This window comes from Enterobacter adelaidei (assembly GCF_041937165.1).
GTDB lineage: Bacteria > Pseudomonadota > Gammaproteobacteria > Enterobacterales > Enterobacteriaceae > Enterobacter > Enterobacter adelaidei.
On the sequence record NZ_CP154354.1, the window covers coordinates 25,524 to 39,464 of the forward strand.

7 protein-coding genes are annotated in these 13,941 nt (G+C 42.8%); 6 read left to right on the forward strand and 1 reads right to left on the reverse strand.

Annotated elements, in window-relative coordinates; translation table 11 throughout:
- The first annotated feature begins 17 nt into the window (after positions 1-17).
- The 5 genes from rsp to trhN all read left to right on the forward strand — a co-directional run bounded on the left by rsp (position 18) and on the right by trhN (position 11,017).
- The gene (rsp, locus tag AAHF05_RS22605; RefSeq protein ID WP_001232109.1) at positions 18-4,322 is read left to right on the forward strand and encodes an IncHI-type conjugal transfer protein RSP; all 4,305 of its coding nucleotides are present in this window, start codon (positions 18-20) and stop codon (positions 4,320-4,322) included.
- A gap of 277 nt (positions 4,323-4,599) precedes the next feature.
- A complete protein-coding gene (gene trhF, locus AAHF05_RS22610) occupies positions 4,600-5,112 on the forward strand; it encodes an IncHI-type conjugal transfer protein TrhF (protein ID WP_001286760.1) in 513 nt (170 codons plus the stop codon).
- Complete coding sequence (locus AAHF05_RS22615; RefSeq protein ID WP_001256132.1) at positions 5,099-6,610, forward strand: TrbC family F-type conjugative pilus assembly protein; 1,512 nt, start codon at positions 5,099-5,101, stop codon at positions 6,608-6,610. Before trhF ends, AAHF05_RS22615 begins: the two co-directional genes overlap by 14 nt.
- 144 nt (positions 6,611-6,754) lie before the next feature.
- The gene (trhU, locus tag AAHF05_RS22620; RefSeq protein WP_181231580.1) at positions 6,755-7,810 is read left to right on the forward strand and encodes an IncHI-type conjugal transfer protein TrhU; all 1,056 of its coding nucleotides are present in this window, start codon (positions 6,755-6,757) and stop codon (positions 7,808-7,810) included.
- An 18-nt stretch (positions 7,811-7,828) separates the two neighbouring features.
- Positions 7,829-11,017 (forward strand): IncHI-type conjugal transfer protein TrhN, encoded by a 3,189-nt coding sequence (gene trhN / locus AAHF05_RS22625; RefSeq protein ID WP_000776701.1) that lies wholly within the window; start codon positions 7,829-7,831, stop codon positions 11,015-11,017.
- Between the two features lie 28 nt (positions 11,018-11,045).
- On the opposite strand, the gene AAHF05_RS22630 is transcribed toward trhN, so the two are convergent.
- Positions 11,046-11,918 carry a hypothetical protein gene (locus AAHF05_RS22630; RefSeq protein WP_000771834.1) on the reverse strand — a complete coding sequence of 291 codons (873 nt, stop codon included), beginning with the start codon at positions 11,916-11,918 and terminating at the stop codon, positions 11,046-11,048.
- A gap of 179 nt (positions 11,919-12,097) precedes the next feature.
- Here AAHF05_RS22630 and trhI point away from each other — a divergent pair, with 179 nt between their 5' ends.
- Positions 12,098-13,882, forward strand: a complete 1,785-nt coding sequence (trhI, locus tag AAHF05_RS22635) for an IncHI-type conjugal transfer helicase TrhI (RefSeq protein WP_000517885.1) — start codon at positions 12,098-12,100, stop codon at positions 13,880-13,882.
- Positions 13,883-13,941 lie beyond the last annotated feature (59 nt).

The window sequence follows — 13,941 nt, forward strand, 5'->3', positions numbered from 1 at the left end:
AAAAACAGGTATTCGTCATGAGAAAATCAGGTTTAGGTTTAGCCCTGTTGTTTTCTTTAATTGCTCCGATTAAAGCGGTCTATGCTGAAGCGATTATGATTTCAGGAAAGCTACAGGCTGATTTGCCAGCCGTATCCTTTGACCCGGGGCCGGGCGACTTTGTTGCATACGTTAATTCTAACACTATCACTGCCTCAGGTGCAGGCACAGCCTGTAATGTAACGGTTGATGATCGAGCGACTTCCTCTGTTGATAACCTCGTTTGTTTTTTTGAGTGGTTACCCAATACCTTGGGATTAACTTCTAACGGCTTCACTCTTTCAGGCGTTCCCAACACCACCGGTGATTTAAAACTACCTTACAAGATTTCTTACTTCTCTGGTTCTGAACGGAAAAAAGTTGAAATAGTAAAAGGTGAATATTCAATCAAAAGTGTGGCACCGGTAAAACCAACTATCACCGGTCTTAAATCATCCCTGAACGGATTAGTCTATGACGGCTTTTCTTTCAAATCGTATTTAAAGGATGAAGCGATCAAAGATATCGCTGTTTCTGTTGAACCCCGCAATTATATTCAATACATCTCAATAGGTTCAGGCTCCGCCTGTGAAGTACCTATTGGCGGAACTTCCTGTACCATTGAAGTTGGAAGCATTAAGGCCAGTGATACAGATGAACTTTTGGGTTCACGTGATATCACAATTACAGCAAACTCTAAGAATAATTATTTCGCACCTCCTGAATCCAAAAAGCTTGTTGTTAACTGGGATTATCGGCCTCCTGTAGTAGACCATACACTTTGGAATTTTACCGATGAGGCTAAAACAATCAAAGTAGGTGGCCAGGACATCTATACCGGAGCCAAAACCGTTGCTGTGGCCGTTAAGGTACCCCAGCAAGAAACAGAAGGTGAATGGTGGCTCCCAACAGCTATGTCGCTCACTATGACTCCGGATGGCGTGTTTAAGCCGACGACTAAAGTGACTTTAGATGATGGCACTGAGATTGATTTCAAACAGTCCTGGGCAACCCCTTTACGTAGAACTTTACAGCCGGTAAGTGGACCTCAAAAAGTCGGTGATGAGTACCTCTATATCTTTGACTTAACGGATCTTATAAACGGGTCCTACGCAGCGACTTTTACAGTAGAAAATACGAGCAAAAACTCTTCTACGTACACTGAGCCTGAAAGCAAACTGATGCTGTCTGATAACCCAACGCTTATGGTTCTCAAAGATGGGCAGGTATTAACTAAACGAGCACCCGTATACTTCCTGAACGAGATTATCGTTGCAGCTTTCCAGGGGCAGGCTGGGGTTGCTGACATAAAATCAGTAACAATAGACAACAAAGTAGTTTCGTTAACACCTACAAATTATAAAGGTATTTACTACCTGCCGGTTGGAGACGATTTAGCAGTTAATTCGGATCACGAGATTACTGTGGTGGCTGAAAACCTTTATGGAAAAAACGTAAATTTCAGTACCGTGTTCACTTATCAACCTACTGGATTCACTCTTAAGAATCTGGAAAAAAACGTAACTCTTTACTCGCGCGTACGTCAGTATACGGACCTGCTTAGTCAAACAGCTGGTGATAAATGCACTCTGTTTACCACAGAGGAAAATGCGAATGCTTACCTCGCCTGGTATGGGGAAAAATCAGATGTTACAGCATGCTACCCTCAGTGGAACAATGTCCCTGATGGGTTGGAGTTCTATTTTAAAGGACGTACCCCGGGTCTAACTGGATTCTTTAATAAAACAGGTGAGAATCTGCTCGACTATCAAGTCTATATGATTAACGGGAAGGGCTCTAAAGCGGTTTCCGCAAGGAATCGCCGTACTCTGACCACACAATTACCATACAACCCGATCATCTCTTACAAAAAGAATAAAGTCATAGCAGGCATCAATCCGAACACTGCTCTGGCTTATACGACCGGGGGGGAGGCCGCTCGAATATTAGCGAAGGTGGTACCAGCTGACGTTACGATGATCGTCTCTCAAAACGGCTCTGAGGCTGTCAAAACGTCATTTAAAAATCGTTCCTCAAACAACGATGCAACGACCTTTGTACAAAGGGTCAAGGTTGCTGCTGCACCATTGTGGACAAAGAACGTCTTTGACATAGCTGTAGAATACTCAAAGGATCCAGAATTAAGAACTACAGACACCCTCAACGTATATACGGTGCCTGATTTCAATATTCGAGCATCGATGGAAGTGGATGACAAAAAAACAGCCACATCTCTTGAAGTGCCCTTAAAGGTAACAGTGGGGCGTTATAACAACTCCACACGTAAAAGTGCATTTGACCGTAAAACAATGGGAGAATGGGACGTCACGATATACTCTCAAAAAAGTGTATACGGCAAAGATCCAGAAACAGGCCGTTATAAAACTACATACGAAAGAACTGCGCTGACTGAAGCATTGCCGGTCAATGATGCGGGCATTGTCGAAACCAAGATTAAAATTGAAAATATGGATCTGGGTAATATGCGTCTGGTTGGTGTGGCTAAGGTCAGATCGCCATTCTCTGATTTTGAAATGAAACGTGAGACCAGTGCTGTAGGCATTCGAATCTATAAAGGTGAGGAACTGGAGGGTAACCTGTCGAAAAGCCTTATTATCGGAAGGATCCCACTTAGTACTCTGGTAAGCTTCAAATCTGCCAGTACGGCTAACTCTGATGCACTCGCCCCCACCGAATGGCAGCAGTCCTCTGATAATGGTCAAACCTGGACCATGCTTTCCGACATGACCGGAAAGAGAAGTGTAAGTATCAAAAAGACAGAAGTAGGAAAGTGGCTTTATAGGGCAAAAATGACTAATAAATTCACATCCAAGATTTCCTACACAGATGCCTTAACGGTAGTTACCTACAAGCAGCCTAAGCTCAGTATAGATGTTACAGACATTCTTCAGGGCTCAGATATACCTGTAACCCTGCTTGATAACGATGAACCTATACCAGCAGGCACCGCTGAGGTTCTCTGGTCAGAGGATAAAGTCAACTGGGTGCAGGGAGATACAACTTACACTGTGGCTTCAGCTGATACCCTACCGTCTACGATTTATGCCCGGATGCGTTACCTTGATTCCGATGAACTGGCAGAGGAGTCTTCATGGAAGGAAACGTCTGCTCGGTTGGCAGCCGCAAAACCCAAGCGCCTTTCTGTCTCGGTAACGGGGGTTTCAAAGGTAGAGGTTGGTCAAAAAGTTACTTTGGAAGGTAAGTTCACGAACCCTAACAGTAAGTACCAGAATGGTAATAACGTAGTTGAAGAATGGAAAACACCGGATGGCCAGACATTTAAGGGCTCTTCACTGTCTGTTACCCTTACTGAGCAAATGTTGGATAAACAGGGATATGCTGCTTTTGAATACAGTGCATGGTTAGCGGACAATAAGGAGAATACGGTTTCTACCCGTAGAGTTTCTGTCAAATCGTGGGTTTATAAATTTCCCGAGATGAAAATAAGCTCCAAACTTAAATACGACATGGCACCGACCACCCTACGCGTTGCGTTGAGCGGTATTAAGGATGGAGACTATCCTGGTGTTACTTATTCCCGTGAATGGATCTACGACAAAGAGAATCTGGTAATCACTAAAGATGAAGGTGACACCAAAGAATTTACAATTGAAAATCCTGGCAAATATACATTGATGGTTGTTTTCAAAGATAACCGAAACAATGAACAGCGTATCGAAAATACCTTTGTTGTCGATGAACAAACGCCAATGAACGTTGAGATGACACCCAAGTTCTCTAACAAATATATGAGAGCTCCACTCGATGTAACCTTAAGGTCAAACATCAAGCTATCTCATTCGGCGGACTCGATAGATACGGTCACATACAAGGTGAACGGTGAAGTAATACCCAGCGGCAAAAATTATTGGGCTCAACTGATCTCGGGTTTAAAAGAAAAGAAATACGAGATTACAATTGATGTTGTTAGTAAACTTGGACAGAGAGGTTCAGCATCTGTTGAGTTTGATGTCGTTAAAAACGCAGTGCCTAATTGTACATTGAGCTACACGGAAACCAACCTAAGCTGGAGCTTTACCAATAAATGTGATGATACTGATGGAAAAATGGTTAGATATGAATGGTTCATCAACGGCGAATTAAGGAACGTTTTCGGTAGTACGGCTACACTTTCTAAAAACCTTAACCGTGGTAAGCAGGACATAAAAGTAATTGCTTATGATGATAGTGGAGACTTTGCAACACAGCACGTGACAGTTTTCGGACCGGCTGAAGAGGCAAGTAAGTCTGAAAACACTGTATCAATACCAAGCAGTGAGTAGTTAATTTTTAAATATAAAGCCGGGACATTATGTCCCGGCTTTTTTATACCCAATAATTGGACCTTTGAAAAATTAATGTCGGAAAGTAACTTTGCTCCAAAGGCATCTTTCATGGCCGCTAACAAAGCTGCGTATACATGCTGAGGAATTAACATTCTTATAGGTGAATATTAGGTTGGTTTGCAGACTTCCGAGCGTTGAAAAACATGGATAATAATTACTTGGATAGAGGTGCATCTGCCTAGTAAAAATATTCTTCAGTGCCAGTGAGAAAAATATGAGCGACTACATACCTAAAAAGAGAGGGCTGCTTATACTGGATTGGTATGTCCCCCTTAATATTTTATTGCTGATTCTCGTTATGTGTGTCTTTTTCACCCGTTATACATTTGGATACGGTTTATTGAATGGGTGCCTGCCTGCTGATTTTTATATGATTGATCATTCGGATAAAAGTATTAAAACTGGTGAACTCATAGCATTTAACATGCCGAAATCGGTACGTTTTATCCCAGAAAATGAACGAGTCATAAAAATTGTTGCCGGTGTGGGCGGTGACAAACTTAAAGTAACAATGGATGGGGTTTATAACGGGGACAAATTTTTTGAAGCTAATGCACGTCGTATTTCGAAGAAATACAATATTCCGTCCATTTTGATTGAAAAAGAATTGATAATTCCTGAAGGCGAAGTTTTCCTAATTGGGCAAACCGATCACTCATGGGATTCCCGTTTTTGGGGAACAGTAAAGCTGAATTCAGTAATTGGGAAAACATATGCGATCTTTTAATGTAAATAAAAAATATTTACCAATACTTCCTGGACTTGCGTTATGTGCAGTTTTAAGTAATACAAATGCAAGCACTGAGTATCAACATGATGCTGACCTAATCGCTCAGCAAGCAAAAGGGCTTGGGGCACAGGCTAAAGGTGCACAGCAGCCAGATGGGGCTCTTAGCCTTGATGCTACGCTAAAATCACCAGATGTGCAGAAGTACATAGCGCAAGCTGAAGCACTCCAAAAAAACCAGGACCTGAGCAAGCAAATAAACCGTGGTTACGTCCCCGGTATGAATGCGGATAGTGTTCAAGCAGTTATAGACCATACCCAGGCTATCAGGGCCCAAAGTAATAACTCTGAAGCTGTCAACGATATAATTAGAAGACGTGATGAAATTCAAGAAAACGCCAGCCTTAATGAAGCGGCTCTGAAAGCTGTGGAAAATAAGCCGGAAGTCATGCGAGGACAATCTAAAAATATCGAAAAATTGTTTGGTTCCTCGGGCATCACAGCTGCTGACTTCGAAAGAAAAATGGATAGCACACGTGAAGAAGCACTATCAACTGAAAATGGAATAACGATCTTTGCTTCATTTAGCTTGCCGGATTATGTACTGGAAGACCTTCTACGTACGGCCTCAGAGCATAAAGCTCGTGTAGTTTTCAATGGTCTAAAGAAAGGAACTACTCGGCTACCAGAGACACAGGCAGCAATAAACCAAATGATTGTCAAAGGAAAATTTGAATCTCCTTTGATTACAATTGATCCTGATAGCTTCAGTCAGTATCAAGTAACTCAAGTACCGACAATTATTTCTAGGGAGCAAGCTCGTTTTGCAAAAATGGTAGGCTCCTTCAACGTTGAGTTTTTTCAGCGAGAACTTGCTAAAAAACCCGATCAGGATATTTTCCCGGTTGCTGGTACCACTTATCCCGTTGAAGAAAAGAGCATCATTAAAGAACTGGAAGAACGTGCACAAAAATATGACTGGGAAGGTGCAAAAAAAAGGGCCGTTTCTGACACATGGAAAAATCAATGGATGGTCGACCTCCCTCCTGCCCAGGAACACAAAGAATTTTTAATTGACCCTACAGTGAGGGTCACTCAGGACGTAAAAGATAAGCAGGGCCGTGTAATAGCTTCCGCCGGTGAGTTGATTAATCCACTTTCGAGATTTCCTCAAAACCTGACGATGATAATTTTCGATCCACTCAATCCGGGCCAGCTGGTATGGGCTGAGCAGCAGTATCGACAACGTCTGGGTAGTGGAAAAGTAATGCCAATGTTTACCCGTATCCAAAAAGATAATGGATGGGATCACCTAAATGATTTACGTGAAAAATTTAACGGTAAGGTGTTTAAAGTTAACGAACAGATCATCTCACGCTTTCAGATTAAAAACACACCTGCGCTTATAACTACTGACCAAGATAAATTCCGGATCACCCTGTTTAGCGAGGCAGAAGTCCGTGGTATCGGAGCCCCAAATCTTTCAGAGGAAAAATAAGATGAAACTCGGATTTATTATAGGCGCTCTCTTTGCAACATGGCTGACGCTAAATTATCCGGACCAGATGAGAAGTTATTTTACCAAAGCCGTCGACTATATCGAAAGTGTTGCAACATTTATTACATCCAAGTGAGCATGATGGTGAAAAAATTCAAAAAGTTACTTTTAGAGTTCATTGTAGCAGTTATGCTTTCGCTTTCTATACCGGGTATGGCTATGGCAGCAGATGCTGGAGTCCCTGGGGCTATGTGTCAGTCAGCTGGAGTGTGGCAGGGCTTGATTAAGAATATCTGTTGGAGCTGCATTTTTCCCATGAGGATAATGGGCATAGGGGCAGCTCCAGAAGGCGCTGCTCCTTCACGTCCGGGTTGCTACTGCACAGATCAGAACGGCGTACCGGAAATAGGTTGGCAATTGAGCTTCTTTCAGCCGGTGAAGATTGTAGAAGTTGTAAAGAGCCCCTGGTGCAGCCCCTTTCTTGAAGGCACGATGCTTCAAAAATCGCAGTTTGATATTGGTAAAAGCAACACAAATCAGCCAATGACAGCAACTGAAGCCGGATTTTACGATGTTCATCTTTGGGAGTTCCCAATCATGACAATGCTCAAATTACTGATTATTGGCGAGTGCACTGCTGAACCCTATATAGATGCCAGCCTGACCTATATAAGCGAAGTGGACCCTATGTGGGAAAGTGATCTGCTTACACTCGTCCTGAATCCAGAGGCAGTAGTTTTTGCAAACCCAATTGCCTCAATGGTGTGCGCTGCTGACTGTGTAGCAGTAACAGCAGGAAAGGATAATCTCGCTGCATACTTTTGTGCCGGATGCGATGGCAACCTTTATCCATTAACCGGCCACATTTACGCAAATGATGACGCTGTAAGGACGAGTTCACTGATAACCCAGCGTCTTCTGACTAAACTACATCGCCAGGGAATGCTGATGCGAACGATGGGAGCAGACGCAATGTGTGAGAAAACGTGGGAATACTTTACACCTCGTTCCCAGTATCGGCTTTCAATGCTTTTCCCAACTCCTGAGGCGAAAGGGCCGGATTGCTGTCATCGTCTTGGTGATTCGGTACATGACTGGTCAACCCTTAAAGGTGGGCGCAAAAAAATAGGCAATGATAATTATGTCTATATGTTGTGGCGTTACAATGACTGTTGCGTCAGATATATACCAGGCGCTTGATTTCTAAGGGTAAAAATAATGAAACTTAGAAAAACGATAGCTTCAACTATTATTGCATCAATGATTGCCAATACTATGAGTTGGGCTTTTTATATCTCTCTCATAAATATGGTAATGACTCCTCGTATTTATGCGGCAGACGCTATATTTGACCAGCTCGAAAGTAACTTTAATCTTGCTAATCCTAACGCAAATCGCAATGCGACAACCAGTGCTCAGGACATTGTTGAGAAGTACAAGAATGCGGATTCAGGCGAGAATGTCAGTGGGAAGATCACCGAGAAATACGTGGGTAAAGCCGAATCCGCTAATCTTAATCTCGGAAAGTATGGGGCAGGGAACTCAAATGAAAGTGTCATGAAAAATGCCGCATCCGATGGAAAGTCCATTGGTAGCGCCGTACAACTGCCGAGTATGTCTGGAGGGACAATCAATTCAAACTATACCAAGGAAGGGGCAAAGCTGCTCTCTCGGGATGCTAATGGCAACATTGGTATAAGCAGTAATCCCAATACTACTCCTGGAACCAAAACAAATACCGGAGAGATTTTCAGCTCAGAGCAAAAGCACAGCGATATTAAGTTCAATGCCGCAGATCGTTATGGGGATGAGGATGGCTTTGTAAACGATATAAAGAATCGGAAAAGCCAGTTATTTGATGCTCAAAGTTATGATGGCGTTGCCTACCGCACCCTCGTAAATGCTAACAAGGACAACCCGGCATCATCTATAAAGCCTAACGATCCCATGTTTACTGCGGGGAGAAATGAGATAACAAATGCTGTTGCTGGTACTGGAAACTGGCTTCAGAACTGTAATGTTGAGACCTCTAAAAAAACAGTAACCACACACTATCCTGATTACAAAGAGTTCTACTGTAACTCGCCTAAGCAAGATAACTTCAGCAGCTGCACGATAACCCGTGATTTTTCAGTCCCTGTTTACATTTCAGGCGGAAACGGAGACATGTCGATGTGCGGCGATAATTGTGTGCGTATATGGTTTGGTCGCCGTGATGACAACTACTGGAGTGACGGGGTATATGATAACGAACTGACATTAAAATTCCATCCGGATGCAAAATTGGCCTCAGCAAAGATTGTTAACGCGGAGTGGGATGACCACATGCGGGTAACACTTGATGGCACGCAGATTTTTGCTCACATAGATGGTGCATATCGAGAAAGTGACTATCCGGCTCCTAAGGGATCTTGGGAGTTAAAAAAATCGTGGAAACTCGACAAGGTTTACGATGTGACTGATAAGGTCAGAAAATCGGTGTATGAGGAGCCTGATCGAGAAGTGACAATGGCATCCAGAGTATGGGTTGGTGGGAAGGGTGAAGGGTATTTTGAGGTTGAGCTGACTTTTGAAAATATGAAGCTCGAAGATAAGCACGTCCAGGAACCAGCTGGTTGTTACGATGCTGTACAAGCTCCGAATACATTCTGCCGTTTCGATCGGTTTAAAGATATGGATGTTGGCACAAAACGGCTTCCGGAAAGCGTGCTTTCATTGGCAAAGCCTCTGTATGAAGGTGATAAAGGATTTCTTACCTGGAAGACAAACCTTGAAGGCTACTTTTGTGATCCATTGGCCAAAGACAAAATTTGCTCTTATGACGCTAGTGGAAAAATTATGAAAGACGCTAATGGAAAGGACCTCTGTTACAACTATGAAGAAATAAAGAGTATGCCTGATGCATGTAGTGCTTATAAAAATGATGCAGCATGTGTACTCGATAAACAAACATGTGCAGAGGGTTGGTTCGATGAGGGCACTAACAGTTGCTACATGTATGAACAGAAATACACCTGTGACAGAGGGAAGGATGTAGTTCGGGAGGTTGAATCTTCTACAAATGCCTGTGTTGGCATGATCCCATGTTCAGGTGGAACATGCGAAACTGGGCCAAAGGAAGAGAACAACGATTTTGGAAAAGTTGCGGCTTATTCAAACATGGTTCAGTACATGCAGGGCGAAGCCAAATGCGAAGACCCTAACGATGCCAATTCATGTTCCGTCTTTGAAGGAAAACCTGAATGGTGTGGTCGTTCAGTAGGCTTTGTAAATGGCCTGGCAAAGACGGACTGCTGCGAAGCACCACAGGGAACCGCAGGAGCACTTGAAGGTATCATGCTTGCCGGATCTATGATCAGAAACACAAACTGGACCAGAGTTAATGCTCAGCTAATAAAATGGACCGGCGGTGATACAGGTACATGGGCTTCTATGTCTAATGCGGTCGGAGAGTGGACTGCATCAGCTGGTAAAACAGTAGGGCAAATGTGGAACAACGTCACGAGCTCCTTAACGAGCGTATATGAAAACGTCGCTGGTAATCTAAGCAGGGCAGTTGGGTCTTCCGCAACTTCTGGAGGGGCAGGAGGTGCTGGCCAGTTGGCACAGGAAACAATGTCCAGCTTCGGTATAGGTCAGCTTAAGCAGATGGCAATGAAGAAAGCCTACGAATTGCTACCAGATACAGTTCGTGACTTTGTCTTTAAGAACGTTGCTACTACCGGAGGAGAGGTTGTCTTCTCGGCTGCGGTTCAAAACTTTATGCTTGCATTAAACGTGATCGGTTGGATTTATACAGCCTATCAGGTCACTAAAATGCTTTTAGAAATGTTGGTAGCATGCGACCAGAAAGAGATGGAAGCTTCTATTCATAAGAATCAAAAATCCTGTTTTACATTAGATACGGAACGATGCGTCAAATATCTGAATGTTGGTTTCACAAAGAAATGCGTTAAAAAAGCAACAGACATGTGCTGTTATAATTCCATGTTGTCACGCGTTATTATGCAACAAGCTTATCCGCAATTAGGAATAGACCCTGTCGCCTCTAATTGCGTGGGGCTATCAATAAAGCAAATACAGCAACTGGATTTCGATAAAATTGATCTGACGGAGTGGATTAATGATGCAGTTCAGGTAGGAGAAGTTCCTGATCAATATTCAAAATTCTCCGAAGAATCAATTGTGGAAAACTTACCATTCCAGAATGAGAACTATCAACTTCCATCAGAACGTACCAAGGAAGCAATGGGCGGTGAAGAAAATATGATAAAGGCCAGACAAGAAAATGCTCAGGCTATAAAAGAGGAAAATGTAGATTGTAGCTATTTACCTCGACCGGCCATATGTGAGGTAGGTTCAACTACGCTGGATCCGGTTACGGGCAAGCAGTTGCCGAAATATTGAAGAAGGGGCCGTTAGGCCCCTTTTTTAATTACTTGGCTTTCAATGTTTTTTCTGGGAAGCCTTTTTTACCGTATTCACCGGTAAAGAGGTAATAATCTTTTCCGTTGATGGAGGCTGCAACACCCCCTGGAGTTGTTGTATTTGGGCTATCAGAACGGAAAATGATACCCGAAAAATCAGCGCTTGTTTCGTTTCCTTTAAATGGGATGAACACATAACGAATTACAGCGTAATCACCAGCGGGAAGGTTTAGCTCAGGAATTTCGGTTCCTGTTGCGGGGCGAATCGCCTGAAAGCTGTACATTGAATCTGTAGGGAAAACATCAGCATCAGGCTTAGAGGGCAGATCACAGGTACTCCATTTATTGACGACTGCCATATCAATTTTACATGTGGCCAGAGCTGCTTTCTGTTTTTCAGGGTTGTATCCAAATGAGGCCTGAGTTGCTTTTGTATGCTCAAAAACATACTTAGCTCCCTCACGTACCAAACTTTCATCATTGTAAGGCAATTTTTTTGGATTGGGGACGAACACTAGGTATTGATTGACCTGGATGTATTCGGCGTCAGAAGAACTGTACAAAGAGCTGAGGCTCATGATCCCAAAACCTTTTAGACCGCCTGTTACGTAGCCCATCGAACTATTGATGAGATACTTAGAAAGAAAGTTGTCGGCATCCCCTCCAGGAGTAACCTCTTGCTCCTTAAAATTAACGTCGAAACCAGCAAACGAATAGGCATTCTTGGCGACAGAATCATTTGCATTAGCATGCCAGTACTGGCCGTGACTGTACGCATTCAGAGCGGTGCCTGGCGTAGTGCCGGTGTCACCGGCACAACCCGATAGGGAAAAACCAATGACGACAGAAGAGACCAGAGATACTAAACGTAAAAGTTTCATTTAAAGCCCTTTTTGTAATGTCTTTTGGAGATGGAACCATTATTCCATAGTCACGCGTTTCACAAACAACCTGATTGCATAAAAAAGGAAAAAAAGTGATTTCCAGTAGAACCAGCAGTACACAAGAAAAGCGCTTTTATAAAAATGTATAATTATTAAAACGAAGTAATGAGGTTGAAATGGGTAAGCCAACAGAAGAGCAAAGACCTGTTATCGAGAATGCTAGCGCAAACAATATGGTGATAGCAGCGCCTGGATCAGGCAAATCGTTCACCATGATAGAAGCGGTTATATCGATTCTCAAAAAGTATCCATATGCAAGAATCGGGATGGTGACCTTTACTCGCGCTGCAACAAACGCACTTGCAGCAAAGTTACAAAAGCGATTGAGCAAGAAGGATCTTGACCGGGTGCTGGTGGATACTTTTCACGGACTCGTTAAGAAGCAACTGGACATGATTCGCTGGCCGGGAAAGATGTTGATAGGGCCAGCACAGAGATCTGTCATTCACCGGGCTTTGAAAGAATCCGGTGTAACGATGAAGTTTGCTGAAGCTGAATTCGTTATTGATGCTATCGGCAGAGAAATGGATACGGATGTGATTTCAGTTCGGCATAACAGACAACAGATCCATTTGTTTAATACCTATCAGGCGTTATGCCAGAAAGACCATGTGGCGGACCTCAATGCTCTTTCAAAATTTGTTGTCGGTCAAATGCATTCGGGAAAAATGCGCACGTTAGATTTGACACATTTGATAGTAGACGAAGTTCAGGATACTGACTCTATACAATTCTCATGGATAGCATTGCATACAAGAGCTGGAGTCTATACGAGTATAGTTGGAGACGATGATCAGGCCATCTACTCCTTCAGATCCTCAGGAGGAGTCAAAATATTTCAACAGTTTGAAAAACACTTCAGACCTAACATATTTTACTTAAACACATGCTTTAGGTGTGAACCTGAAATTTTAGAGGTGGCCGGAGCACTGATAGGAAAGAATGTTTACCGTTATGCCAAAGAGTTACGCTCGGCAAAAAAGGGAGGGGGAAAGGTCACTTTTCGTTCATATGTAGATATGGAGGAACAGATACAGGGTATTTTAAGCCTTATAAATCAGGATCCACATGGATGGGCAATTCTAAGCCGCAATAATGCTCACTTGGATGAGCTAGAAAGTTTGATCGAACAGCCAGTAATTCGTTACGGAGGTAAATCATTCTGGGATGAAAAAGAAACAAGCGATGTGTTAAGCCTTATGGCCTTTTTCCGACAATCAAATGATCCTCGCTTAATGAAGAGAGTATTGGCATTGTTTGGAGAACAGGAATCAGTTTTGGATGAAGTGGCATTGAGTATGAGAGGAAGAAAAGTTACTTTTGGCGACCTTGCCATCCCGGAGGACAGTTCTCTCGAAACAAAAACATTACATTCAAACTTCGTGCGCTTTACCCAGGAAAGTTCTGATAAAGTTGAGATAGCAAAACGTTTCGCCAACCTTACGAAATGGATGGAATCGTCGTCAATCAAGATGAGGAGTAATAAAGGTACAGCAACCTTAACAAAAATTGCTTTAGACACTTGTAAACAGTGGGCAGAAAAGACTGGTTGGATGAATATGATAAATCGTGCTGCTGCAATGTCATTAGGCCCTAGGAAGAAGGACGAGGAATACAGCCCAGAGAAAGTAGTCCTATCAACCTTGCATGGTTCAAAGGGTCTTGAGTGGAATAAAGTAATAATAATGAGTTGTAATGCGGATCAGATACCAAGTAAAAGATCAGTTGGGGAGGAGGCAATAGAAGAAGAAAGACGTTTGCTTTATGTTGGATTTACGCGTGCAGAAAAGCAACTTTTTGTAATGTGGTATGGTGATCCTTCTTTCTTTTTAAGAGAATGCAGTGAAGAAAAGATAAAAGAAGCAGCTAATATTCGAATTTCTCCACTTTATACAGAATAATTCGATATGGGCATTTACTTATGCTTAAAGCTATAGTATAAAAACAATGAGCTTAAATA

Bases quoted from the DNA above. Each gene is read 5' to 3' on its own strand.
- AAHF05_RS22630 (WP_000771834.1), bottom strand. From the start codon at position 11,918: ATGAAACTTTTACGTTTAGTATCTCTGGTCTCTTCTGTCGTCATTGGT.
- rsp (WP_001232109.1), top strand. From the start codon at position 18: ATGAGAAAATCAGGTTTAGGTTTAGCCCTGTTGTTTTCTTTAATTGCT.
- AAHF05_RS22615 (WP_001256132.1), top strand. From the start codon at position 5,099: ATGCGATCTTTTAATGTAAATAAAAAATATTTACCAATACTTCCTGGA.
- trhF (WP_001286760.1), top strand. From the start codon at position 4,600: ATGAGCGACTACATACCTAAAAAGAGAGGGCTGCTTATACTGGATTGG.
- trhI (WP_000517885.1), top strand. From the start codon at position 12,098: ATGGGTAAGCCAACAGAAGAGCAAAGACCTGTTATCGAGAATGCTAGC.
- trhN (WP_000776701.1), top strand. From the start codon at position 7,829: ATGAAACTTAGAAAAACGATAGCTTCAACTATTATTGCATCAATGATT.